This is a genomic window from uncultured Psychroserpens sp. (genome assembly GCF_947492715.1).
GTDB lineage: Bacteria > Bacteroidota > Bacteroidia > Flavobacteriales > Flavobacteriaceae > Psychroserpens.
In genome coordinates, this window is record NZ_CANLNS010000001.1 from 1,265,982 (window position 1) to 1,292,057 (window position 26,076).

The window sequence follows — 26,076 nt, forward strand, 5'->3', positions numbered from 1 at the left end:
TTAATTTCCTGAGGTTATAAAAGCAATCGTTTTAATAACTACAAGGTCTAATGGTTTTGGTAAATCATTTTTTTTCCAAGGATGACTTGCTCCAAATACGTGGTTAGAATTATCTATGGTAATTAATGTGTTTTTTGGGTTCCAAGAATGTAAGGCCAAAGCCTCATCAAATTTTACTGAAGGGTCGTCTTGGGCATGAATAATTAACACAGGTTTAGTGATTCGTTTTATGGCAGATTCAATATGTAATCGACTTTCATTAGCTTTAAAATCTTCATAAAACTGATAGTTATGAGGCATTTGTTGTTTAGTTCTTCCGTTTAATACATATTTAACTCCGTCTTTCCTCCATTGTTCTAAATCTCCAGTGGTAGATGTTCGTTTTCCAAAACTACTTACACTCGCCCAAGTAATGAGTTTCGTAATACTGTTGCTTTCAGACGTTTTTAATATTGAAATCCCTCCACCTCGAGAATGGCCTATTAAAGTAATATTATTAAGGTCTACCTCTTGCTTATATTCAAACGACTTGGACCTAATGAACTCAATTAAATCGTCTAAATCGTCAAGTTCTTTTGAGTAGTTGTTTTCAGCAAAAGCATCTAAGTCTGGAAAATCGATTGGGTCTTCAACGGTTCCGCCGTTATGTGAAAAATTAAATTTTATAAAAAACAGATTACTGTTTTTAAACTTTTGGGCCACTAAATCCCAACACCCCCAATCCTTAAATCCTTTATATCCATGGCAGAAAATGACTATGGGTTTTTTATTTCCATTTGCATTGAAAAAAGCGTCCCAAACAATTGGCTTTTTATTTGTTCTGTATAAAACTTGATTTTTACGTATCATGTTATTTCTTTTTCATTGAAATCTACATTCAAATCATAAATCTCAATAATTAACTTTTTGAGTTCAATTTCAAAAGCGTCTAAGGTGTCCTGTGTTATAGAATGATTCTTGGTTCTACTATTACTAGTTGGTTTAGTTGCAAATTTTAAGACACCAGAACTTAGGTTTTTAAATGAAATAATTCCTGCTTCTATTGGCAGGCTAATCATCGAAGACTTATACATCATATATGCATACATGAGTATTTGAAAACTCTTGCTATACTTATTGTAATCTGTTGAAATAGCTTCCCAATTAACTATTTCAACTTTTCCAGATTCTACACGTCCAGTTTTATAATCTATAATTCTTGTTGTGCCGTTATATTGATCTACGCGGTCAACTTTTCCTGTAAGAAAAACTGTTTTATCGAGTTTTTCTATATATACAGGGACTTTGTTTTCGGTTTCAATAGCAACAATTTTAATGGTATTACCTTTAGTAAGATCTTGAATTTCTAAATTCAAAAAATTTGATATATAACGTTGAGCAATCTCAAAAATAATAAGATTCTTACCAGTTGTAATATCTCCTTCTTTAAATTCCGCTTTAAAGTGATGATGTACGGTTTTAGTAATCTGAGATTTCATTTTTTTAATGAGGTCAACAGTGAGTAACTGATGTTCTAGCGGCTTATAAAAGTCTTCAAGCGTATTGTGAATGACAGTTCCTAGGGTATTAAAAGCTACACTTTCTTCAACCTCTTCATATTGTTTAATTCCTAAGACTTTGTTATAGTAGAAATCTATAGGGTTTCGTATATAATTAGTCAATGAGGAAGGCGAAAATCCTTTTTGAGCTACGCTATCTAAGATACTAAGTACATCTGGTGTTTTTTGAATTTGCCTTAGATTTTCATCTATTGAGGGCACATGAGCAGATATGACATAATTTTTTATTTGATGCTTTTTCTCTACTTCCAATTGGGTAATAAACCTGCTTTTCTCACCTCCATTAAGAACATCAGGTTCTGTATTATAAAGAATATAGGCCGATTTTGCGCGTTGCAAAAGACGATAGAAGTGATAGGTATAAACGGCATCCTTCTCTTTATAGGTAGGCAATTCATTTTCTATTTTGACATCAAAAGGAATGAAGGAGTTATAACTTTTTCCGGATGGCAAAATACCCTCGTTAACTGATGTTATAATAACGGTTTCAAAATCTAAAACACGAGATTCTAACATTCCCATAATTTGTAAGCCTTTGAGAGGCTCTCCCTTAAAGTCTAGTGTTTCACTTTTTATGAGCTCACGATATAAGCTCAATAAGGTTGCAATCGCATTAATATGCGAAAAGGAAGTGTTTAGAGTGTCTAGGGTATTAAACACTTGATAGAAGCGGTATAGATATTCTAGAGCCAATAAGTTGTTTTCTTTGTCAAGACTTAGGGCGGTTTTTATGCTTGCAATAAGAGCGAGGCAATGACGTATTGCAGTTTTTGGCTTATCATCCCAGGAACTAAACAATACGGTTAAGAGCTCGTGATGTTCGGGAGCTACATGCATTAAGTCCTCTAAAGTTAGAGATACTTTATTGTTTACTTGAATATGATTTATAATATGCTGAGCCTTATTGATCCCATTAGTTTGAAATAGAGGTGTTATAAACTGATTTGACAATACCTCGATAATGTTTTTGTAGTATAATGTTTTAGAGTTCGATTTGTGAATATTAAACAATGCTTCAAATAATGATGCCAATGGGATAACTTTTAGCGGCAGTCCCATTGTGATGTTTATAGTATTTATAGATTTAGGAATCGAATTTAGTAGTGGTAATAGCAGTGATTCATCGCCTAAAACAACGGCAGTGCTTTGTAAGTTTCCTTTTTCGGCATTAATACGTTGTAATAATTCGCCAACATATTTTACCTGACTGATGTTTTTTGGGGCGCCAATAATGTGAATGTCCTTTTCTTGAGAATAGGACTCACCAACCCAGTTGAACTTGTGTTTATTAAAGTATTTCCAATGTTTTCTATGGGATCGCGTAAAAAGCCCTGCGTCGTGAATAGGATCGTCTATAAAGGCTTTGTCTATGTCCCAGTAGATTTGGGCCATATCTTGTTGCAAGAGTTCTTGGATGATAATTTCTTCGGCTTTGTTAAGTGCATTAAAACCTACAAAGACGAATGATTTATTAGAATTTAGAGCAATATATTGTTCAATATTATTAACGGCTTCACGATATACCAGACCTTGATATGCCTTTTTCTTTTGTTTTAGCTGTTTCTGAAACTTTGAGTAGTATATTTTCAGACGATTCCAAAACAGGATATAATTTTTTATGTACTGGGTGGGTTCTTCATCTAAAGACCAATGATGATGTTCAATTTCCTTTATGGCCAATAAATAATCAAATACATGATTTGGTTTGATGAGGTAACGATCTATTTCGTTAAAATCTTGTAATAGCAGTTGAGCCCATTTAGAAAACTTATCAAAAGGCTCTATATTTTGTTTGGGTGTATTTTTAAGGTAGACATCATAAAACTCAAATAAAAGCTCCGCATTAGTCGCATATTGAAAATCTGAAAGCGTTTCTACAAACTCCTCAATAGATATAATTTCGGGAGAAAATAGTGTTTTATTGACATGATTAGAGATGGCTTGTTTAAGAAAAGTACCTGCACGTTTACTAGGCAAGACAAAAGTAAGTTGAGAAATATTATGATTAGTTTCTATTAAATTTAAAATAACCTCGTCTATGAATGTTCTCATTCTATAAAAATAAAAAACGCTCCGAATTTCGGAGCGTTTTTTTATTATTTATGTTTGGAGTGAAACTTATTATTTAAGTTTTACTTCTACACGTCTGTTTTCTTTTCTACCAGCTCTAGTTTTGTTAGTAGCTTTAGGATAGTCTTCACCAAAACCAGCAGCAGTTAATCTGTCTCCGCTAATTCCGTTAGCAATTAAGTAATTTCTAACTGCGTTAGCTCTTCTTTCAGATAACGCTTGGTTTGTAGATTTAGAACCTACACTATCAGTATGACCTTCGATAGAGAAATCAGCTTTAGGATACTCTTTAAAGATTGCTACCATTGCTTGTAATACATTGTCAGTTTCTTTTTTGAAAGATGCTTTTCCTGTATCAAATAAAATATCTTCAGCGTAGCTATTTAAAGTTTTCATTACTTCTTCAGTAGGCTTAACTTCTGGGCAACCGTTGTTAGCAACAGTACCAGCTTCGTTAGGACATTGATCATCTTTATCTAAGATACCATCACCATCTGTATCAGGCCAAGGACATCCTTTGTTAGCAGAAGGACCTTTTTCGTTTGGACAGTCATCAGCATTATCAGCAACACCATCAGAATCAGCATCTGGGCAACCGTTTAAAGCTTTTAAACCAGCAACTGTAGGACAGTCGTCATCTTTATCAGCAACACCATCAGAATCAGAATCTGGACATCCGTTAAACTCAGCTAAACCAGCTTCGTTTGGACAATCATCTTTAGAATCTTCGATACCATCGTTATCAGAATCTGGACATCCGTTGAATGCTTCTAAACCAGGAACGTCTGGACAAGCATCATCTTTGTCGTAGATACCATCACCATCTGTGTCTTTTCCACCAAATCTGATAGAAATACCAGCAGAATGTTGCCAGTGCTTAGGTAAGTAATCTTCGAAAGCGTGCTTATATGAAGTTTGAACGTTAAAACCTAAGTTATCGTTAAACCATACATTAAGACCTAAAGTACCATTTAAAGTACCAGCTCCGATTTCATCAATCCAAGTGTAACCACCACCAACACCTAAGTAAGGGTCAACAGTATTAGACTTAATAAGGTCAGCAAAGCTGTAAGAAATAGTTCCATCAGCAGCATAGTAAGATAACTCATCAGCTCTAGAATCTCCTACTTTCTTAATTTGGTTAAGAGAACCAGCAACAGAAATACTAAACCCATCACTTAAATATCTCGATACAGAAAATCTAGATAAAGAAGGTAAAAAGTTGTAGTGATCGTTTGCGTTAAAAAATTCGTCAAAGTATTCGCCTAATGGCGCATCTTCTCCAACTGGATAAAGGTCAACAGCATTGACACCGATATCAAATTTCCACGGGTTGTTTTGGTCTTGTGCATTAGCACTGAAGCTTAATGATAATAACAAAACGAATAATAATCTGCTAAGATTTTTCATATTCTAAATAATTTTAATTTTAAGTGTTAATTAAAGGCAAAAGTAAGTTGTTAAATTTTATTAACAAAGACAAATATATAAAAATATTGATTATACGTACTAAAAATAAGGAGTTTGGACTGATTTTAAATAATTTCAAGTGTTTCGCCAACCTTAGTAAATGCCTCAATAGCCTTATCTAAATGTGCTTTTGTATGAGCTGCCGAAAGTTGTACGCGTATTCTTGCTTTTTCTCTTGGTACCACTGGGAAAAAGAAGCCAATAACATAAATGCCTTCGTCTAAAAGCATTTTAGCCATGGTTTGCGATAGCTTGGCATCATAGAGCATGACTGGTACAATAGCCGAATCTCCATCAATAATATCGAAACCAGCCGCTTTCATTCCTGCTTTGAAATAATTGGTATTGCTTTCTAAAGTATCTCTTAAAGTCGTATCATTGGCTAACATATCAAATACTTTTATAGAAGCACCCACAATGGCTGGGGCCAGAGAGTTAGAAAAAAGATATGGTCTAGAGCGTTGACGTAAAATTTCAATAACTTCTTTTTTTGCAGTAGTATAACCACCCATAGCACCTCCCATAGCTTTTCCGAGTGTTCCTGTAATAATGTCTATACGACCTAAAACACCTTTTTCTTCTAGAGTTCCTCGACCTGTTTCACCAATAAATCCAGTGGCATGACACTCATCAATCATAACAAGCGCGTCATATTTGTCGGCTAAATCACATATTTCATCTAAAGGCGCTACCAATCCATCCATTGAAAACACACCGTCTGTAACTATAATTTTGAATCGAGCTCCATTGTCATTAGCCGCAATGAGTTGCTGTTCTAAATCTGCCATATTATTATTGGCATAGCGATATCGAGCTGCTTTACATAAACGTACACCATCAATAATAGAGGCGTGGTTTAAAGAATCTGAAATTATAGCATCTTCTTTTCCTAGCAATGGTTCAAATACACCGCCATTAGCATCAAAAGCAGCGGCATATAATATAGTATCTTCGGTTCCATAGAAATCAGCAATTTTTTGCTCTAATGTTTTGTGTATGTCTTGGGTTCCACAGATAAAACGCACAGATGACATCCCAAAACCGTGAGTATCCATTGCATCTTTTGCGGCTTGAATCACATCTGGATGTGATGATAGACCAAGGTAATTATTGGCACAAAAATTCAAAACGGTCTGTCCTGTATTTAATGTGATCTCAGCACCTTGAGGAGAGGTTATAATACGCTCTTCTTTAAAGAGACCATCATTTTTTATAGTTGAGATTTCGTTTTGTAAGTGTTCTTGTATTTTTCCGTACATGATTGATTGATTTTTTACAAATTTAAAATTCTTTTATGGTAATATCATCATTAATATAAATTAGTATTTTTTTTATCACTTCGAAGTTCATTTCTTCCAAAACATACTGATAATCGAAAAGCTGTTCTTTATGACTAGAATCTTGCAATCCTGTTTTATAGTCTATAATGATGGCTTGGTTTTGAGCGTTAACAACAACTCTATCTGGGCGCAATAGTTGTCCGTTTTTGGATATAATATCTCGTTCATTGTAAACCGTATAATGGCTTTCAAAAAGTGACTTTAAGTCGTTATGGTTTATGAGTTTATTAATGATATTTTCTAGGAGTTTTGATTGTTTAGAATTAATAATTCCTGTGCTCAAAAAATGATCTAATGCGAAATTAACATCGGCCTTTGTTTTTATCAACGACATTAATTGATGAACCAGATTTCCCCGCTCTATGGCTTGTTCTTGAACCGTGTCCCATAAGCTACCTGAACTGGTAATAATGTTGAGGTTAAGATCTTCTTTTCGGGTTGAAATAAATTCTTGCTGCTCAACGGTTTGGAGTTGGTCTTCTTCAATGAAGGCAGGTGCTTCGCAAGCTCCAAAACTATAAGTCATTTGTTGGTCATTCCAGAGACCTATAGACTTCAAATAATTGATAAATAAACCAGAATAGAGCGTTAGTTTTTCTTGCTTTGCTTTATCTACATCATATTCTGAAATAATATATAACTGAGACATTGCTCTTGTTAATACAACATAAAGCAAATTAAGGCTGTCTAGTTCTAATTGAGAACGATAATCATTATAAATTTTGGAGCCCAATTCGTTAAACGCCTCTAAATCTTTATTTAAGTTGATATATAAATGAGAGAAACCACTAAATTGATTTTCGTTTACAGGGAACCACACTTTCGGACTCATATCAAAGTAGATATCCTGATTTGCATATGGAAATATCACGACTGGAAACTCTAAACCTTTAGATTTATGAATGGTCATAATTTGAATTGCATGCTCGCTTTCGGGAGATACAATACTTAATTTGTCTTTTTTGCGATCCCAATAATCTAAAAACCCAGAAAAACTGGCATTGTATTTTTGGGAGTAATCAAACACTTCGTCTAAATAAAACTGGATGTACGCATTGGATGTTTCATTCAAACAAAATCCTCTTATGACGCTTTCAATAGCTTCATATATGGGTAACTGCAAAAAGGTATTGTAATTAAACGTAAACCCATAAGTATTTAGAGTTTCAAATAAGGCACTTGGTTTCAGGTGAATTAAACGACTGAAAAACTCATGCTTGTTTGTAAGGTTTAATTTTTCTTCTGCAATAAAATCGAGAAGTTTGATTTTCACTTCATCGTTTTGTGTTTGCAGACTTAAGGTGATAAGTTGATTTATAAATTGTACTTCAGGAGCATTTTTGAGCAATAAAGTTTCGGAAGAGATAATATCAATATCTAAATCGCTTAAATACTCTGCTATAGCAATGCCTTCCTTGGTTTTTCTAACAATAATGCAAATGTCTTTTGGTTTAAAACCTTGACTTTTAGCTTTTTTTATAGTACCTAAAACGGCTTCGCAATACAGGTCGTTTTTGTCATTGTCTTTGATATTTAAAAATGACATGTCGACGTAACCACCAGATTCAATAGAGATGTCTTGTTTGGCATTTTTATAAAGCTGTTGGTGATCTGGATTGGAGAACGCGAAATTTGCAATATGATCAAAAAAGGAATTGTTAAATTCTACTATAGTTTGATGACTTCGAAAATTGAAATCTAAATCTTTCACCACCTGATTTAAAGCAAGAGGTTTGTCTTTTTTAGAATACAAGTCAATAAATTGCTCGGCACGACCTCCTCGCCAACGATAAATAGCTTGTTTAGCATCTCCAACTAACATGGCTGTTCCTGTTTCGCCTCTAAGGTTTTCTGCTGATATGGCATTGTTTACCAACGGGATTAAATTTTGCCATTGTAAACCCGAAGTATCTTGAAACTCATCTATAAAATAATGCTTGAATTTTTCACCTATACGTTCATAGATAAAAGGCGCAGGTTGTTCCTTAATTTCACTATTGATGAGGTTGTTAAATTCGGAAATAAGCAAAATGTCATCCTCGTCTTTAATCTCTTTAAGCGTTTGACCGATAGCACTCAAAACCGATAAAGGCGTTATGTTTTTTAGAGCATTTTTTAAAAATTTAGAGGTGTAAACTAGTCGTTTGATGGCTAGATAATACGTTTCTATTTCTGGTAATAAACTATCAATTAATGTCGCTTTTTGAGCCTCAATTGTTTTATTATAAATTGATGTATTGGAAGCTATGTTTTCTTGCAATTTATTACTGTAAAGCCCATTAAAATTTAAGGTCTTAACTTTTTTAAAGTGATTGGGCAGAGTTTTACGCGTAAAATCCTCATCCTCCAAACCGTTATCTGTTATAAGGTGAAGCGCTGCTTCGGCTAAACTGATGATTTGTTGTTCTATGGAACTTTGTTGTTTTTGAAGCTCAATTTTAAGCGCTTTGAAATCTGCTAAAGTTTTGTCTTTTAATGCGTTTAAGTAATAGATTTCGTTTTCATTAACCAATAATTGAGCAATAGCATTAAAATCATAACTAATGTCCCAACTCCTGTCGTCATCGGTTTTTTCTATTGCAAAATCGACTAATACTTTGGTAAGCTGAGCGTCACTTCCTGCTTTGTCTATAAGTTTATCAACAGCCTTGCCTAGCATTGTTGCAGTGTCTAATTCTACCTCAAAGTTTACAGGTAGTTTAAGATCATAGGCAAATGTTCTAATTAACTTGTGGTTAAACTTATCAATAGTAGAAATGTCAAAAGCGGCATAGTTATGTACAATACGCTTTAATAATATTTTTGACTTGTCATGTAGTTCTTGCAAATCAATATCAAGCTCGTCTATTAAAACTTTAGACATACTGTTTGGAGCTTCTAAAATATGATCTTCAGAAAACGCCTTAAGCATGTCAATAACACGCTCCTTCATTTCACTAACGGCTTTATTGGTAAAGGTAAGTGCCAGAATATTTCTAAAGGCTAATTTGCTATTAGATTGAAACAAAATTTTAAGGTAATCTTTAACTAAGGTAAAGGTTTTTCCGCTCCCAGCTGAAGCATTATAAATCGTAAAATTTGTTTGATTTTTCACGCTTAAAATTATAAAAACTATCTATGAGTTCATAGGTATTTAATATTTTTAATTGCGCTGTTTTATATGTAAATTTGAAGGAATTAAATATTAACAATAAAACCAATAATATTATGGCTTTCGAATTACCGAAATTAAAATATGCATATGACGCATTAGAACCACATATTGATGCGCGTACTATGGAGATACATCATTCAAAACATCATAATGGATATACTACGAAATTAAATGCGGCCATCGCAGGTACAGATTTAGAAGGAAAATCCATTGAGGATATCTTAGATAATCTAGACATGACTAATAAAGGTGTGAGAAATAATGGTGGTGGTTTTTATAACCATTCACTATTTTGGGAGGTAATGAACCCAGAAGATAGAGGCTATCTTTCTGGAGATTTAAAAGATGCTATTGATGCTGCTTTTGGTTCTAAAGATGCTTTTATTGAAGCCTTTAGTAAGGCCGCGGCGACACAGTTTGGTTCTGGATGGGCATGGTTATGTGTTCACAAAGGAGGAAAGGTTGAAGTATGTTCTACACCAAATCAGGATAATCCTTTAATGCCAGGAGTAACATGTGGCGGAACTCCAATTTTAGGATTGGATGTTTGGGAACATGCGTATTACTTAAACTACCAAAATAGAAGACCAGATTATATTGAAGCATTCTTTAAAGTTATTAACTGGAATGAAGTTGAGAGACGTTATGCTGAGGCAAAGTAATTGACTTCTCAATAATAAATTAGAAAAGCAAACTCAATTGGGTTTGCTTTTTTTTATGAGTCTGAAATAAAAACGAATATTATTAGGAAAGGAACGAGGTGAAAATGAAAAAAGGTGAACGAGAGTTCACCTTTTTTGCCCCAAATCTACCATAAACTTAACCTACTTATGTTATGGTGAAACAAATATAACGGCACTTTTATTTAATATTTTAATTTTTTAGACCAACGACGAATAAATTGGCTTAAACGGAAAAATCACTGTTTCTGATAGTTTAAGAACCTTAAATGAACTTCAACTTTAGATAAGTATACAAATAGATTGATTAACAGCTGTTTATTAGATCTTTTAAAATTTGAAGGTTTTGAGGATTAACTTATTGAAATACTAATAGTTATGTAAATAAAAAAAGGTGAACAGAAGTTCACCTTTTTTTGCCCCAAATCTACCATGAACTTAACCTACTTATGTTATGGTGATACCAATGTATGTGTTTATTGGAAAAGGTTGATTAAATATTAGACGAAATGCATTTTTTTCTGGTAAAAAGCACTTTTTTTAGGATAAAGTGTAAAAAATTCAACAATTTATCTAATAGGCTCTTTCTTTAGTTCCTTCATAAAAATTAACAAAAGCTCTGTTAACCACTCGATTACCTCCAGCGGTAGGATAATTTCCTGTAAAATACCAATCTCCTAAATTTTTAGGACAAGCCTCATGTAGATTTTCTATAGGCTGAAAGATCGTTTTTACTTTAGCTTTCACTGTATCATCAGAAATGAGTTCGGCAATCTTATCTGATATCTCATCTGATGTGAATTCGTCGTATAGATCTTTTACGAAATTTTTAACCTCCGTATCTTTTAAGTCTAATTGTGCTTTACACTTCTTATAAACTTCTTCAACCATATGATATTTATCGTTTTCTTTTAGCAGTTCGAGCATTGCTCTAAAGGCAATAAGGCTTTCTAAATTTGCCATATCTATACCATAACAATCTGGATATCTAATTTGAGGCGCAGAAGAAACTACAATAATTTGCTTAGGATGTAAACGATCCATCATCTTAATAATACTCTTCTTAAGTGTAGTTCCTCTAACAATACTGTCGTCAATTATAACCAAGTTATCCGTTGGTTTAATAACACCGTATGTAACATCGTAAACATGGGCCACTAAATCATCACGGCTACTATCCTCAGTTATAAAGGTTCGAAGTTTTACATCTTTAATAGCAATTTTCTCAATGCGAGGTCTTTCAGAAAGGATGTCAATAACACTTGCTTTTGAAAGTTTTCCGTTGCCATCTAATATAGCCTTAGTTTTTCTTTCGTTGAGGTATTGCTCAACAGTTTCTATCATTCCAAAGAACGATGTTTCGGCTGTATTTGGAATATAAGAAAACACCGAGTTTTTTGTGTCATTATCAATAGCTTTAAGCACTTTAGGCATTAAAAGTTTTCCTAAGTTTTTACGTTCTTGATAGATTTCAGCGTCACTTCCTCGAGAAAAGTAGATACGTTCAAAAGAACAGGCTTTACGCTCGAGGGGTTTAATAATTTCCTGAATAGAAACCTCTCCAGATTTTTTGGTGATAATAGCATGACCAGGAGCTAATTCTTTGACGTCATCAAAATCTACATTGAACACGGTTTGGATTACTGGACGCTCTGAGGCTACAACAACAATCTCATCATCTTCAAAATAATAAGCAGGACGAATTCCTGCAGGATCTCTTAAAACAAAGGCATCTCCATGACCTAAAAGTCCAGCCATAGCATAGCCTCCATCCCAGTTTTTGGATGCTTTCTTTAAGATCTTAGCAACATTAAGGCGTTCGGCAATTAATGGAGAACATTCATTTTTATTATACCCTTCTTTTTTTAGTTTCTTATAAATTTTGGCAACAGCATCATCTAAGAAATGACCAATTTTTTCCATAATAGTTATGGTATCTGCCTTTTCTTTTGGGTGCTGACCTAACTTTACCAACCCATCAAATAATTGGTTAACGTTGGTCATATTAAAGTTTCCAGCAACTATAAGATTTCTGTGCATCCAGTTGTTTTGTCTTAAAAACGGATGAACACTTTCCACACTATTTTTACCAAAAGTACCATAGCGAACGTGACCTAAAAGTAATTCCCCTACATAAGGAATGTGTCTTTTTTGAAGCGCAACATCATTTTGATATTCTGGATGCTCCATTAATTCTTCATTAATACGCTCGTTAATTTGCGCAAAAATATCTTGGATAGGTTGTTGAGCGATAGAGCGCACACGACTAATGTATCGTTCTCCAGGTTTGGTATCTAGCTTAATGCTTGCAAATCCAGCTCCATCTTGTCCTCGATTATGCTGTTTTTCCATCATGAGGTACATTTTATTTACACCATAAAATGCACTTCCATATTTTTCTTTGTAATACTCTAATGGTTTTTTAAGTCTAATGAGTGCAATTCCGCACTCATGTTTTAAAGCATCGCTCATTGTTGTGTTGTTGTTTTTGAGTGAACCAAAATTAAAAATTTTGGATTTAGTTTTAAATAAAAAACGCGCTCAATTTTGAGCGCGTTGGTTTATGATAATTCAATATTAAATTGCGTGAGTTGTTTAAATTGTTGCATGCGTTTATGCACTTCGCTATTTTCTAAATTAACCATGCGTTCGGTTCCAAATTTCTCTACACAGAATGAGGCTAATGTTGATCCGTAAATCACCGCATTTTTCATGTTTTCAAAAGAGTAATCTTCAGTTTTTGCCAAATAACCAGCAAAACCACCTGCAAATGTGTCTCCTGCTCCAGTAGGATCGAAAACCTCTTCTAATGGTAAAGCAGGTGCATAAAACATATGATCATCGTGAAATAACAATGCACCATGTTCCCCTTTTTTAATAACCACATATTTTGGACCCATCTCATGAATTTTACGCGCTGCAACAACTAAAGAATACTCTCCTGTTAATTGTCGTGCTTCTTCATCGTTAATGGTTATGACATCAATTTTCTTTATGACGTTGTGTAAGTCTTCAAGAGCACAATCCATCCAAAAATTCATGGTATCTAAAATAACCAATTTAGGTTTTGATGTCATTTGTTCTAAAACACTCATTTGTACCATTGGGTGCAAATTTCCTAACATTACAACTTCTGAATCTTTATATGCATCTGGAACTACAGGATTGAAATCGGCTAGGACGTTAAGTTCTGTAGCCAAAGTATCTCGAGAATTCATATCGTTATGATAACGTCCACTCCAAAAGAATGTTTTTCCGTCTTTAACAATTTCAACACCATCTATATTGATGTTTTTGTTAGACAATAAATCTAAATAATCTTGAGGAAAGTCACCCCCAACTACAGATACAGCTGCTGCATCAACGTTAAAGTGCGACGCGGCTAAACCAATAAAGGTCGCAGCACCACCAAGAATTTTATCTGTTTTACCGAAAGGTGTTTCAATAGCATCAAAAGCTACTGTTCCAACTATAACTAATTTGCTCATAAAGCGTTTTAAAATTTGCTGCAAATATACAGCGATTAATTTCAAACTCAATTATTTTTATTAGTAATAGTTTTATTTACTATGCGTAGTTGTTTTATGTAAATCTTTAAAGGTTTTATATGGCCCTTTAATAAGTAAGCTGTTTACTACAAATGAAGGTAAACTTCCTTCTGGATTTAAAAATAACTGCTGCGTCACTTTAGTTTTTCCTTCAACTTCTTCTAGCAACCAATGTCCCATTAGTTTCTTTACACGAATGGTTTTGTCTTTTTTTGGAAGTTCTTCAGGTAAACTTTCTAAAGTTAGTTTTATCGTTTTTGAATTAATTTTATTTACGGTAAGTAAAGTAATAATATCTCTATCTTTTATTGGCCAAGGTAAATCTTTGTGTGCATAAAATACGTGCTGATTTTCGTTGAGTTTTTTTACATAGTAACTCGTATTTGGTTCGCAGTTTTCATAATAGTCTGGAGCGGTTAAAAGCTCATCCAAAATATGTTTAGACCCTGTGTCTATTGTGGTGACTGCTTTGAATTCTTTTATATTTGAATTTGCGGCATCACGCGTATATATTTTTATGTTATCATCATCTTTTTTTAATGTCCATTCATTTTGAGAAAACATCAAAGTGGGAAGACAGAAAAGAAAGGCTATTATGCTTTTTTTCATGGCAATATCAATTTCAACCTTAGTAGTTAAAAAATGCATTGCATTACAGAAGTCTTTAAAATTTAAGGTTATTTTCTACCAAAATCTGCTGGAATTTCTCCCCATGCTTTAGTTTCCCATTTTACGATGGTAGTTGTATAGGTGTTCTCTTTTAACCAATTTACGGCACGATCAACAAGTTCAAATAGCGCTTTATTTTTTGCATTACGCTCTAGTTTTGTGTTACAAGTTTTTTTTCTAACCCAGCTCATTGCTGTTTTAGAATCGGTGTAAATAAGAAGATTGCTGTTTTTTTTCTTTAAAAGAGCTAGGCCATGAACAATAGCTAAAAACTCGCCAATATTATTAGTTCCTTGCTCAAAAGGACCTTGTATAAATAATTGCTTTTTTGTTTTAGTATCAACGCCTCGGTATTCCATTTTTCCTGGATTTCCAGAAGATGCTGCATCAACAGAGATAGATTTATAATTGGGTTTACCAATTTTTTTGAGTTGAGTTTCAGAAAGTTCACTAGTAAATTTTTTATGCTTTCCGATATAATCTTTATAATCACCTTTTAATGCTTTTTTAGCGGCATCAAACGTTTTAAACGATTTATATTGTGCACCTTGAAAGTCTTTGATTTGAGCTTTGCAGTCGTCCCAAGATTCAAAAACACCAGTATGATGCCCTTTCCAAACGGTATAATATTTTTTTTTCTTTTTTGACATTTTAATTTAATAACTAATTTTCAAAAACAGCAACAGCTCTAACGGGTGATCCCGTACCACCTCTAATTTTAAGCGGTAAGGCAATAAATCTAAATCTTGGCCTACCAATTAATTGATAAAGATTTATCATGTTTTCATAATGCGTGAACCCAAGTTCTCCGCAAATGTGATGAACCTCTTTATTAGAAACTCCCGAAACTCCAGGAGACATTGTTTCAACTCCAAACGCAGCAATGTTCTTTTGACCCAGCCATCTAGTAGCGCTAGTGCTTAGCCCTGGACCATTACTCCAATCTTTTGTACCATAGGTTTTTCTATAGTGATCTGTGTAAATTAAAACAGTATCATTTTCTAAAATGGTTAAATTTTCTTTTTTGCAGGCATTTTGAATGTCTTCAATTTCAATGAGTTCTCCCAAGTTTTTATAAGATAGGTCTATGCATATACCTTCAGTATAGAACATAGATAAAGGCATCTTGTCAATGGACTGTCCGGCATATTGTTTAGCCATATGATTTATAGCATCTACATGAGTACCTGTATGCTCACCAAGTTCTAACTTATGTACAGCGGGCGTCTTTGTAGAGGTGTTGTGCTCTCTATCCCACTCTTCATGTGTATTATGAATAGACATTTTTACTTGAGGTAAATCTTTATAAACAGGCATGCCTTCATAAATCTCTTGGCTTAAATCTATAATTTCAGTCATTACTATTCTGGAATTAATAACTTTTCAACGACTTTTGGGAAGTGAATCATTTCTAATTCATGGATTTTTTTAGCCACATCGAGAGCAGAATCTGACGTATTAACGTCACATTTTGCTTGAAAAATGATAGCGCCTTCGTCATAATGCTCATTAACATAGTGAATAGTGATGCCAGTTTCTTTTTCTTTATTGGCAACTACAGCTTCATGAACATGCATTCCGTACATTCCTTTTCCTCCATATTTTGGTAACAAAGCAGGATGAATATTAATCACTTTATTGGGGAATTCTCGTAGTATATGCTCTGGGAATTTCCAAAGAAAACCAGCCAATATAATGAGATCTGGTTGAGAAGATTTCAATATATTAAGTACATCATTAGTTCTGGTTAAAGCGACTCTATTGAATGATAATGCACTTATTTTCAATTTTTTAGCACGATCCAAAACTTTGGCATGAGGATTGTTAGTGAGTACCTGAATGACAGAAGCATTTTCTCTGTTGTGAAAAAACTTAATTAAATTTTCAGCATTAGTGCCACCTCCGGACGCAAAGATTACAATACGTTTCATTTACAGACAAACAGTTAGTGTTATTCAAAACAAAAAAAAGAATAATAATTAACAATTAGACCGTAAAAGATAAATTCTTCAAAGTAATTTTAGTAAATTACAGACACATTTTTAATGTAAAGGTGTGTATTGAAATAAAGTTTTTTTATTTTTGCGACCTAATTAAAACTTAAAATTAAAAAATTATGTCAGACATTGCATCAAGAGTAAAAGCGATTATCGTAGACAAATTAGGAGTTGATGAAAACGAAGTTGTAACTGAAGCAAGCTTCACTAACGATTTAGGAGCAGATTCATTAGACACTGTTGAGTTAATCATGGAGTTCGAAAAAGAATTCGATATCCAAATCCCAGACGATCAAGCTGAAAATATCGCAACAGTTGGTCAAGCTGTATCTTATATAGAAGAAGCAAAATAAGAACTTTATTTTATGGAATTAAAGCGAGTAGTAGTTACCGGTTTAGGAGCACTTACACCAATAGGCAATACCAAAGATGAATATTGGAATGCCCTTGTTAGTGGAAAAAGTGGTGCCGCGCCTATAACACATTTTGATGCTGAAAAGTTCAAAACACAATTCGCTTGTGAAGTAAAAAACTTTGAAGTTACTGACTTTATTGATAGAAAATTAGCAAAGCGAATGGATAAATTTTCGCAGTATGCAATGGTAGCTTCAGATGAAGCAATTGCAGACTCGAAACTAGATTTAGACGCGTTGAACAAACTAAGAGTAGGTGTAATTTGGGGAGCAGGTATTGGTGGTTTAGAAACATTTCAACAAGAAGTGTTAAACTATGCTGCTGGTGACGGTACTCCTCGTTTTAACCCATTCTTTATTCCAAAAATGATTGCTGATATTGCACCAGGAAACATATCTATAAAATATGGTTTTATGGGTCCTAATTACACAACGGTTTCTGCTTGTGCTTCTTCTGCGAATTCAATGATTGATGCTTTAAACAATATACGTTTAGGTCATTGTGATGTTGTAATTACTGGTGGAAGTGAAGCTGCAGTTACCATTGCTGGTATGGGAGGTTTTAATGCTATGCACGCTATGTCTACTCGAAATGATAATCCAGAATCGGCTTCTAGACCATTTGACGCAAACCGAGATGGTTTTGTGTTAGGTGAAGGAGCAGGAGCTATTGTTTTAGAAGAGTATGACCATGCGAAAGCTAGAGGCGCTAAAATCTATGCTGAAGTTGTAGGTGGCGGATTATCATCTGACGCTTACCATATGACAGCACCACATCCAGATGGTATAGGTGTTGTAGCGGTTATGAGAAATTGTTTACAAAATGCTGGTTTAAATCCCGAAGATGTAGATCATATTAATACACACGGAACATCAACACCTTTAGGAGATGTTGCCGAATTAAAAGCTATATCTGAAGTATTTGGCGGCCACGCTAAGAATATTAATATAAATTCTACTAAATCTATGACAGGACATTTGTTGGGTGCTGCTGGTGCTATTGAAGCTATCGCTTCTATAATGGCTATCGAGCATGGAATAATTCCTCCAACAATCAACCACGAAACGGTTGACGAAAACATAGATTCAGAATTAAACTTAACACTCAATAAAGCTCAGAAAAGAGATATTAAAGTTGCTATGAGTAATACCTTTGGATTTGGCGGTCACAACGCTTGTGTATTATTCAAAAAAATAGACTAAATCCCGAATGAGCTTCATTCGTAACATACTAAAAAATTCCCGTTTCCATAAGGACGGGAATTTTTTTTTACTACTTAACGCTATTCTAGGTTATAAAGTCAAGAAAAAATCCTTGTATGTAAAAGCCTTCACACATCGTTCAATGAATATCAAGGACAATGATGGAAACGCAATTAATTATGAACGTTTAGAGTTTGTTGGAGATGCTATGCTTGGTGCTGTTATTGCATCGTATCTATTTGAAGAAGTACCTCATGGAGATGAAGGTTATTTAACTAAAATGCGCTCTAAAATTGTAAGTAGAGAGCATCTTAATGAACTTGGAAAAGAACTCAATTTAATTGATTTGGTAGAAAGTAAAATTCCTAAATCAAATTTTGGCAACAATATTCATGGTAACCTTTTTGAAGCCCTGGTTGGCGCCATATATCTCGATAAAGGATATAAATATTGCGAAAAATTCATCTATAAGCGTGTGATCAAACCTCATGTTGATATTGAAACACTCGAAGGTCGTGTGATAAGTTATAAAAGTTTGCTCATCGAATGGTGTCAAAAGGAAAAGAAAACTTTCGATTATAATGTGTATGAGGATACTGGAAACGACGACCTAAAACATTTTTCTGTTAAGCTATCTATAGATGAAAAAGTTATCGCTAAGGCACGAGCTACATCAAAAAAGAAGGCAGAAGAAAAGGCTTCCAAGCGTGCATTTTTCGCATTTCAAAAAGAAATAAGCCGAGCCTTTTAAATAAAAAATAGATTCAATTTTAAAACTTCCTAACTACAACGTTTTCGTTGTGATACCTGACGCAAGATTAACCAAAACTTCACATATGTATAGCTTTTATGTGTTATATTTACAACTTGTAGTTGATTAATTATGGCATTTCACAAGTTACTCGTAGACGATTTTTATGATGCTTCTTTTTCGCTTCTAGCTATTCATTGTAGATTAGAAGATTATCGATTGGCTTACCTTCTTAATAAACACTTAGAGCTTAATTTAGAACGCAAGCCACAAGATTTGGACTACAATTATTTTGATGCAGCTTTTTCTATTTATGAATGGGAAAACAAAAAGTTTGATACGGTTTGGAATCTCGTTTCAAATATTTGTAAAAAGGAAGAAGCAGCGCTTCAAAGTTCTGGTTCGTTGTTTGAAAATTCAACAACCGTAACAAGAACATTTAACCTTCTGCCAGAATTAAAAACGGTAGATTATCTTATTAAAGTTTCTAATGAACATAGACACTTTAATGAAAAACATATTCTGAATAAAATTCAAACGATACCACAAGTGATTACAGCATATAGTGTGGATGTCGACCAAATAAAATCTAAAGACCACTTAATTTTTGACTAATGTTAAGAACAAAGAAAACCAAAATAGTAGCCACATTAGGTCCTGCCACAAGTACTAAGGATACACTTAAACAAATGCTTGAAGAAGGTGCTAATGTGTTCCGTATCAATTTTTCACATGCCGATTATAAAGATGTTGAGGAACGTGTAAAGATGATAAGAGACCTTAATGAAGAATTTGGTTTTAATGCCGCAATTTTGGCTGATCTTCAAGGACCAAAACTTAGAGTAGGTGTTATGAAAGGAGAGGTTATTGTTAATGAAGGAGACGAAATTATCTTTGCTACAGGAGAACGTTTTGAAGGGACTAAAGAACGGGTTTACATGACTTATGATAAGTTTCCACAAGATGCCAAACCAGGAGAGCGCATTCTTTTAGATGATGGAAAGTTGATTTTTGAAGTCGTGTCAACCGATAAAAAATCTGAGGTCAAAGCAAAAGTAATTCAAGGTGGTCCATTACGTTCTAAAAAAGGAGTTAACCTTCCAAATACAAATATTTCACAACCAGCTTTAACCGAGAAAGATGTGAAAGATGCCATTTTTGCTTGCGGATTAAAAGTAGATTGGATGGCCTTATCTTTTGTGCGACATGCCGAAGATTTGATGCAACTAGAAGAGCTTATCAAAGCACATAGCGATCACAAAATTCCTATCATAGCAAAGATTGAAAAACCTGAAGCAGTAGAAAATATTGATAAAATTGTGGCCTATTGTGATGGGTTGATGGTAGCCAGAGGTGATTTAGGTGTAGAGATACCTGCAGAGGAAGTCCCACTTATTCAGAAAAAACTGGTGTTACGTGCTAAGCGCGCTAGAATTCCTGTAATTATTGCTACTCAGATGATGGAAACAATGATTACAAGCCTTACGCCAACGCGTGCTGAGGTTAATGATGTCGCTAATTCTGTTATGGATGGCGCAGATGCCGTAATGCTATCTGGAGAAACATCGGTTGGAAATTACCCTGTACAAGTAATCAAGCAAATGGCTGGAATCATTAGAAGCGTGGAAGATTCCGATTTAATTCAGGTACCTCAATCACCACCGCACATAAAAACAAAACGTTATATCACGAAGTCTATTTGTTATCATGCCGCACATATGGCCAATGAGATTAGTGCTAAAGCCATTTCTACGTTAACCAATAGTGGATATACAGCGTTTCAAATTTCAGCTTGGAGACCAAAAGCACATATTTTAGTATTTACTTCTAACAAACGTATCTTAACACAACTTAGCTTACTTTGGGGCGTGGAAGCATTCTTTTATGACAAATTTGTAAGTACAGATGAAACCATAGAAGACGTTAATGCTATTGCCTGTAAAAAAGGCTATCTTGAAGTGGGTGACATGCTTATCAGTTTAGCGGCTATGCCAATTCAAGATAAAGGAATGGTAAATACATTGAGAGTAACCGAGATTGCAAGTTGTAGTTTTTAAATTTTGGGCGTTACCACAAGGGTCGCGCTTTTCACTATATCTTTTTACATCAGTTCTCAATACAATGCTTCCCCATTTTGGGTCGCATCATTCGAACTGATGTAAAAAGGATGCCGTTGCAATCGCTAACGCAACTAACGTTTTTATTCAATGATTGTTTTCAAAGAGGAGTGGTCTTATACTTTAGAGCGAACAAACTCTAAGTCTTATATATTGACCGTTGTTTGCGGAAGTATTGGTATTTATGACATTAAAATTTCACTTAATCCTGAGGAAATTCAAAACCTTATTAATCGAGGGAAACCTTATATCCTTCAACTAGTTCGAAGCATACAAGAGTCTCCGTATAAATATACCCATCGACAAATAGATGATGTGTCTAAGTAGTGTTAATTTTATTTATTTTCAATGTATATCGCTATAGCTAGCCTTATAAATTCTACTGGCACCATTATCGTATCTGTTGATTTGTTTTAAAAGTTCATCTGTATCTGTATATCCAGAATCCTTTTTTTCAACATGAGTTCTTCTACTTGTAAAATACAATGTTTCAGTTTCTAGGTTTACAAAAGGGCAATAGTCAGTTTGTTTAGAATTAATTGTTTCACCAAGGTTCGTAGCCGTTTGCCATTCACCATTTACACGTTTACTTATATACAAATCTCCACTACCAATACCATCTGGTCTGCGCCAGCCACTAAATAAAATAAAAGACTCATCTGGAGCAACAAAGGCATTAAATTCGGCGCCTTCAGTATTTACACCAGCACTTAGAGCAACTGGTGTTTCGTAGGTAGTGCCATTCCATGTGCTCATAAAAATGTCGTCTTGCCCATTCATATTTTCTTTAATCGCAGTGAAATAGAGATTTTTATTCGAGGCAACAGATGGATAAAACTCATCAAAAGAGGAATTTACTGGAGTTCCTGCATTAATTGGTTGCGACCATTTGGCATCAACTTTATCACGCTCAACATACCAAATGTCAAAATCCTTAACATTAGTACTATCTTTTGACACAGGTCTGTTAGAGGCAAAATAAAGTCTTAAGCCGTCGGGCGATAAAAAGGGTTCGAGATCGGTATATCTACCAGAAAAATCTGCTATTTTAGGACTACTCCAAATAGCATCTTCTTTCTGAATATACATAATAACCGAGAGTTCCCTAGCCGGACTTAACAAGGTGAAATAAGCCTCATCTTCTTCGGAATTAACTGTGAAATCACGTACGTTGATAAACTGAGAAAAAATCTCTGGAGCAAAGGGTGTCACAGCACCTTCTTTATATGCTATATCAAAGGCGTCTTCTTTTTCAGAGGAAATTACTTCAGGCTGTTCTGGTTTGGTATTGCAATTAAATAACAACACGCAAAGCGCTAATGTTAGTGTTGATTTCATGTGGATTGATTTTACTTTACAATTTAAAAACTATCTTATCTAATACCCAGATATTAACACTATTTAGCATTTATAGGTACTAAAAATCAAACTTTAATTGAACACTAACAGGCTTTTCTTTTACCTTAGACACTTTTGTTTTTGACGTTTCTGTATTTAAATTGGATAAAGAAATACCAAGTAATCTTACGGAGTTTTTCAATTTATCTTGATAGAGCAAATCTTTTGCGGTTTCCAAAATGATGCTTTTATCACTTATAAAATAAGGTAAAGTTTTGCTTCGAGTTTGAAGTGTAAAGTCGCTGTATTTTATTTTAAGGGTTACCGTTTTTCCAGCAACATTACTTTTGTCGAGACGTTTGGCTACTTCTTCTGCTATATGATTCAGTTTTTCGAGCATAAAAATTTCAGAAGATAAATTCTCATTAAAAGTACGCTCTGCTGCCAGCGATTTTCTAATACGATTTGGCTTTACTTCACTGTGATGAATCCCACGAACAACATAATAGTAGTACTGACCAGATTTTCCGAAATTTTCATTGAGGTATTCTAACGATTTCGATTTTAAATCCTTACCAGTAAAAATGCCTTTTTGATACATTTTCTCCGCCGTAACTTTACCAACACCATAAAATTTACGAATATCAAGATCTTCTAAAAACTGAAGCACTTCTTCGGGATTAACAGTTTTTTGACCGTTAGGTTTATTATAATCGCTCGCTACTTTGGCTATAAATTTATTAATAGAAATACCTGCCGAAGCTGTTAATCCTACTTCATTATAAATACGTGTTCTAATCTCCTGTGCAATTAATGAGGCACTGGGATTACCTTTTTTATTTTCAGTAACATCTAGATATGCTTCATCAAGAGATAAAGGTTCTACCAAATCTGTATAATCATAAAAAACCTGACGCACTTTTTGAGAAATTTCGTTATAGCGAGCAAAATCGGTTCGAACAAAAATGAGTTCTGGACAAAGTTTAATTGCTAATCTACCAGACATGGCACTTTTAACACCAAACTTACGTGCTTCATAACTTGCAGCACTAATTACACCTCTCTTACCGCCTCCTCCAACGGCAATGGGTTTACCTTTTAACTCAGGGTTGTCCATTTGAGCAACAGAAGCATAAAAGGCGTCCATATCAACATGAATAATCTTTCGTATTGGTAAATCGTTTGACATCATGTAAATTTAGACATTAAATGTCTTTTTTCATGATAGAGATAGAACGTAAATTTTTAGTAAGCTCAGACGTCTTTAAAAATCAAGCAGATAAACAAACTCATATTGTTCAGGGGTTTTTAAATACGCATCCAGAGCGTACGGTTAGGGTTAGGCTTAAAGATGACAAAGGGGTTTTAACGGTAAAGGGTAAGTCTAGTAGTGACGGCTTATCACGTTTTGAATGGGAAAAAGATATTTCTAGAACCGATGCTGAAGCACTATTAAAACTTTGTGAACACAGCGTAATTAGTAAGATAAGATTCGAAATTATTGTAGGTAAGCATGTTTTTGAAGTTGATGAATTTCATGGCGATAATGAGGGGCTGATCGTTGCAGAGGTTGAGTTAAACAACAAGGAAGAAGCATTTGAAAAGCCTGAATGGCTGGGAAAAGAAGTCACTGGAGACCCGCGTTATTATAACTCTCAATTAAGTAAAAAACCATTTAAAAATTGGGCATCATAAATTAGAATATTATGAATACAAGAATTTTATTTTTTGCTGTTGCATTAATGTTAATGTCTTGCAATGACAAAACAGTACAGGCTGAAGTAGATACTGAGAACATTACAGAAGACGTCGTAAGTAAAAAGAAATCTATCAAAACTCTCAAAGAAGAACTACAAGCTAAAGGATATCAAACCTTTGATTATATAGATGAAAAAACAAAAGATACTATTGTCATGCAACAATATTTTATCGCCTTCTTAAAACGTGGTAAAAATAGATCGCAATCTAAAGGAGAAACGGATAGCCTACAAAAATTACACTTAGCACATTTGGGCAAAATGTATGATATGGGTTATGCTGATATTTCTGGTCCGTTTGGAGATAATGGAGATATAAGAGGGATTACTATTTATAATGTACCAACTCAAACTATGGCAGATAGTTTGGCAAATGCAGATCCTATGGTAAAAGCGGGTCGTTTAGAGATAGAAATTCATCCTTGGTGGGCGGCAAAAGGTTTCCCTTTACGATAACAAAAAACCCACTCTATTGAGTGGGTTTTTAAGTATGTTATAAGTTTAATTATGCTTTCTTTTCTGCACAACATCCTTTTTTGCAGTCATCTGCACATGCCATTTTTTCTTTAGCACTTTTATTAGCACAAGCGGCTTTTTCTGCTGCAGTACATTCGTGCTTTTTTTCAGAAGAGAACGTATCAACAGTTTTCATGTCTTTTACTTTATAAGTTCCTCCTGCTCTGGCAACAGCTTCTTCTAAAGTATTAGGAGTTACCATAGCTTCGTCATATTCAACCATAGCCAATTTTTTGTCAAAATCTACTTTCGCAGATTTAACACCATCCATCTTTGCTATTTTCTTTTCAATCGTTTTTGCGCAACCCATAGCACAAGTCATTCCTTCAATACCGAATTCTGCCTTAGCATATGTTGCGTTTGGATCTAACTTCTTTGCCGCATTCGTATTAATCTCTGTTTTAGATTCTACCGTTTTTACTTCTGGAGTCGTTTCACTCTTACAAGCAATCATTGATGCCGAAATGAATGCGATAGCTAAAATATTTCTTAATGTTTTCATAGTTAAATTTAATAGTATTTCGAACAAACTTAATAAATATTGATGTTCCTTGCATGAAAATTAACGAATTTTGTGAATTAGTTAAGAAAACCTATGCAAAACACTAACATTAAATGGCTGTATCTACTGATTTTATCGTTAATATGGGGAAGTTCATTTATTTTAATTAAAAAATCTCTCTTAGGATTAACACCTTTTCAATTAGGTGCTTTGCGCACAATTATTACTGGTGTCTTTTTGTTTGCTGTAGGGCTGAAAAGTATTAAGTCTATTAAAAAATCTGAATGGAAATGGGTTGTGATCTCAGGACTTTTAGGTTCATTTATTCCAGCGTTTTTATTTGCTATTGCTGAAACCGAAATAGATAGTGCTATAACATCTGTTTTAAATTCCTTGGTGCCTTTAAATGCCATTTTATTGGGCTTTGCAATCTTTAAGATAGGGTTTACAAAGCGGCAATTGCTAGGCGTGATTATTGGTTTTATAGGTACCAGCATTTTGATTTTAAAAGGAGCAGACTTAAACCCCAATCAAAATTATTTGTATGCAGGGTTTGTAATTGCCTCAACTGTGATGTACGCCCTTAATGTGAATATTATTAAAAAATATTTACAAAACGTAAAACCATTGAGTATTGCCACTGGTAATTATGTGGCTATCATTATACCAGCTATTATTATTTTACTCTTTACAGATTTCTTTTCGGAAGAGACTTATAGTAATGTGCATTTTAAATCGGCAATGATATATGTCGTGATTTTATCTCTCTTTGGAACGGCTTTGGCAAAAGTATTGTTTAATACATTGGTTCAGATTTCCACACCTGTTTTCGCCTCTTCGGTAACCTATTTGATGCCAGTTGTTGCTTTGATTTGGGGATTATTAGATGGTGAATCGTTTGGTATAATGCAAATTATTGCAAGTACTATTATCTTACTTGGTGTTTATTTGGCAAATAAAAAAAAGGCATAAAAAAACCCGAAGCCTATGGG

Annotated in this window: 24 protein-coding genes; 10 read left to right on the top strand and 14 right to left on the bottom strand. The window is 34.2% G+C overall.

Going from position 1 to position 26,076, the window contains the following annotated elements:
* The 5 genes from Q0787_RS05735 to Q0787_RS05755 form a co-directional block, all read right to left on the bottom strand.
* The gene (locus Q0787_RS05735; protein ID WP_298901274.1) at positions 1–849 is read right to left on the bottom strand and encodes an alpha/beta hydrolase; all 849 of its coding nucleotides are present in this window, start codon (positions 847–849) and stop codon (positions 1–3) included.
* The gene (locus tag Q0787_RS05740) at positions 846–3,611 is read right to left on the bottom strand and encodes a PD-(D/E)XK nuclease family protein (protein WP_298901275.1); all 2,766 of its coding nucleotides are present in this window, start codon (positions 3,609–3,611) and stop codon (positions 846–848) included. The genes Q0787_RS05735 and Q0787_RS05740 overlap by 4 nt, the downstream gene beginning before the upstream one ends.
* Before the next feature lie 69 nt (positions 3,612–3,680).
* Positions 3,681–5,039: an OmpA family protein gene (locus tag Q0787_RS05745; RefSeq protein ID WP_298901276.1), complete on the bottom strand. Its 1,359-nt coding sequence runs from the start codon at positions 5,037–5,039 to the stop codon at positions 3,681–3,683.
* 125 nt (positions 5,040–5,164) lie between these two features.
* The gene (gene kbl / locus Q0787_RS05750; RefSeq protein ID WP_298901277.1) at positions 5,165–6,358 is read right to left on the bottom strand and encodes a glycine C-acetyltransferase; all 1,194 of its coding nucleotides are present in this window, start codon (positions 6,356–6,358) and stop codon (positions 5,165–5,167) included.
* 22 nt (positions 6,359–6,380) lie between these two features.
* On the bottom strand, positions 6,381–9,533 hold the full coding sequence (locus Q0787_RS05755) for an exodeoxyribonuclease V subunit beta (RefSeq protein ID WP_298901278.1): 3,153 nt from the start codon (positions 9,531–9,533) through the stop codon (positions 6,381–6,383).
* Between the two features lie 113 nt (positions 9,534–9,646).
* Here Q0787_RS05755 and Q0787_RS05760 point away from each other — a divergent pair, with 113 nt between their 5' ends.
* Complete coding sequence (locus tag Q0787_RS05760) at positions 9,647–10,255, top strand: superoxide dismutase (RefSeq protein ID WP_298901279.1); 609 nt, start codon at positions 9,647–9,649, stop codon at positions 10,253–10,255.
* A gap of 591 nt (positions 10,256–10,846) precedes the next feature.
* On the opposite strand, the gene Q0787_RS05765 is transcribed toward Q0787_RS05760, so the two are convergent.
* The 6 genes from Q0787_RS05765 to Q0787_RS05790 form a co-directional block, all read right to left on the bottom strand.
* Complete coding sequence (locus Q0787_RS05765; protein ID WP_298901280.1) at positions 10,847–12,745, bottom strand: amidophosphoribosyltransferase; 1,899 nt, start codon at positions 12,743–12,745, stop codon at positions 10,847–10,849.
* An 89-nt stretch (positions 12,746–12,834) separates the two neighbouring features.
* Complete coding sequence (locus Q0787_RS05770; protein ID WP_298901281.1) at positions 12,835–13,761, bottom strand: PfkB family carbohydrate kinase; 927 nt, start codon at positions 13,759–13,761, stop codon at positions 12,835–12,837.
* A gap of 72 nt (positions 13,762–13,833) precedes the next feature.
* Positions 13,834–14,430, bottom strand: a complete 597-nt coding sequence (locus Q0787_RS05775; RefSeq protein ID WP_298901282.1) for an START domain-containing protein — start codon at positions 14,428–14,430, stop codon at positions 13,834–13,836.
* A gap of 68 nt (positions 14,431–14,498) precedes the next feature.
* Positions 14,499–15,140, bottom strand: coding sequence for a ribonuclease H family protein (locus tag Q0787_RS05780; protein WP_298901283.1), 642 nt, complete (start codon positions 15,138–15,140; stop codon positions 14,499–14,501).
* A gap of 13 nt (positions 15,141–15,153) precedes the next feature.
* Positions 15,154–15,849, bottom strand: a complete 696-nt coding sequence (locus tag Q0787_RS05785; protein ID WP_298901285.1) for a cyclase family protein — start codon at positions 15,847–15,849, stop codon at positions 15,154–15,156.
* Between the two features lie 2 nt (positions 15,850–15,851).
* On the bottom strand, positions 15,852–16,421 hold the full coding sequence (locus Q0787_RS05790) for a phosphoribosylglycinamide formyltransferase (protein WP_298901287.1): 570 nt from the start codon (positions 16,419–16,421) through the stop codon (positions 15,852–15,854).
* A 185-nt stretch (positions 16,422–16,606) separates the two neighbouring features.
* Between Q0787_RS05790 and Q0787_RS05795 the strand changes: the two genes are divergently transcribed.
* From Q0787_RS05795 to Q0787_RS05820, 6 genes are all read left to right on the top strand, one after another.
* The gene (locus tag Q0787_RS05795; RefSeq protein ID WP_013750595.1) at positions 16,607–16,840 is read left to right on the top strand and encodes an acyl carrier protein; all 234 of its coding nucleotides are present in this window, start codon (positions 16,607–16,609) and stop codon (positions 16,838–16,840) included.
* Positions 16,841–16,852: 12 nt separating this feature from the next.
* On the top strand, positions 16,853–18,103 hold the full coding sequence (gene fabF / locus Q0787_RS05800; protein WP_298901288.1) for a beta-ketoacyl-ACP synthase II: 1,251 nt from the start codon (positions 16,853–16,855) through the stop codon (positions 18,101–18,103).
* A 7-nt stretch (positions 18,104–18,110) separates the two neighbouring features.
* The gene (gene rnc, locus Q0787_RS05805; RefSeq protein ID WP_298901289.1) at positions 18,111–18,854 is read left to right on the top strand and encodes a ribonuclease III; all 744 of its coding nucleotides are present in this window, start codon (positions 18,111–18,113) and stop codon (positions 18,852–18,854) included.
* 132 nt (positions 18,855–18,986) lie between these two features.
* A complete protein-coding gene (locus Q0787_RS05810) occupies positions 18,987–19,469 on the top strand; it encodes an IPExxxVDY family protein (RefSeq protein ID WP_298901290.1) in 483 nt (160 codons plus the stop codon).
* Positions 19,469–20,911, top strand: a complete 1,443-nt coding sequence (gene pyk / locus Q0787_RS05815) for a pyruvate kinase (RefSeq protein ID WP_298901291.1) — start codon at positions 19,469–19,471, stop codon at positions 20,909–20,911. Before Q0787_RS05810 ends, pyk begins: the two co-directional genes overlap by 1 nt.
* A gap of 150 nt (positions 20,912–21,061) precedes the next feature.
* Entirely contained in the window at positions 21,062–21,298 is a 237-nt protein-coding gene (locus Q0787_RS05820) for a hypothetical protein (protein ID WP_298901292.1), read from the top strand.
* 18 nt (positions 21,299–21,316) lie between these two features.
* On the opposite strand, the gene Q0787_RS05825 is transcribed toward Q0787_RS05820, so the two are convergent.
* On the bottom strand, positions 21,317–22,309 hold the full coding sequence (locus tag Q0787_RS05825) for a hypothetical protein (RefSeq protein WP_298901293.1): 993 nt from the start codon (positions 22,307–22,309) through the stop codon (positions 21,317–21,319).
* Positions 22,310–22,388: 79 nt separating this feature from the next.
* A complete protein-coding gene (dinB, locus tag Q0787_RS05830; RefSeq protein WP_298901534.1) occupies positions 22,389–23,498 on the bottom strand; it encodes a DNA polymerase IV in 1,110 nt (369 codons plus the stop codon).
* A gap of 32 nt (positions 23,499–23,530) precedes the next feature.
* Between dinB and Q0787_RS05835 the strand changes: the two genes are divergently transcribed.
* A complete protein-coding gene (locus tag Q0787_RS05835) occupies positions 23,531–24,004 on the top strand; it encodes a CYTH domain-containing protein (protein ID WP_298901294.1) in 474 nt (157 codons plus the stop codon).
* An 11-nt stretch (positions 24,005–24,015) separates the two neighbouring features.
* On the top strand, positions 24,016–24,522 hold the full coding sequence (locus Q0787_RS05840; RefSeq protein ID WP_298901295.1) for a hypothetical protein: 507 nt from the start codon (positions 24,016–24,018) through the stop codon (positions 24,520–24,522).
* Positions 24,523–24,571: 49 nt separating this feature from the next.
* On the opposite strand, the gene Q0787_RS05845 is transcribed toward Q0787_RS05840, so the two are convergent.
* Positions 24,572–25,084 carry a heavy metal-associated domain-containing protein gene (locus tag Q0787_RS05845; RefSeq protein WP_298901296.1) on the bottom strand — a complete coding sequence of 171 codons (513 nt, stop codon included), beginning with the start codon at positions 25,082–25,084 and terminating at the stop codon, positions 24,572–24,574.
* Between the two features lie 93 nt (positions 25,085–25,177).
* Between Q0787_RS05845 and Q0787_RS05850 the strand changes: the two genes are divergently transcribed.
* Positions 25,178–26,056 (top strand): DMT family transporter, encoded by an 879-nt coding sequence (locus Q0787_RS05850; RefSeq protein WP_298901297.1) that lies wholly within the window; start codon positions 25,178–25,180, stop codon positions 26,054–26,056.
* Positions 26,057–26,076 lie beyond the last annotated feature (20 nt).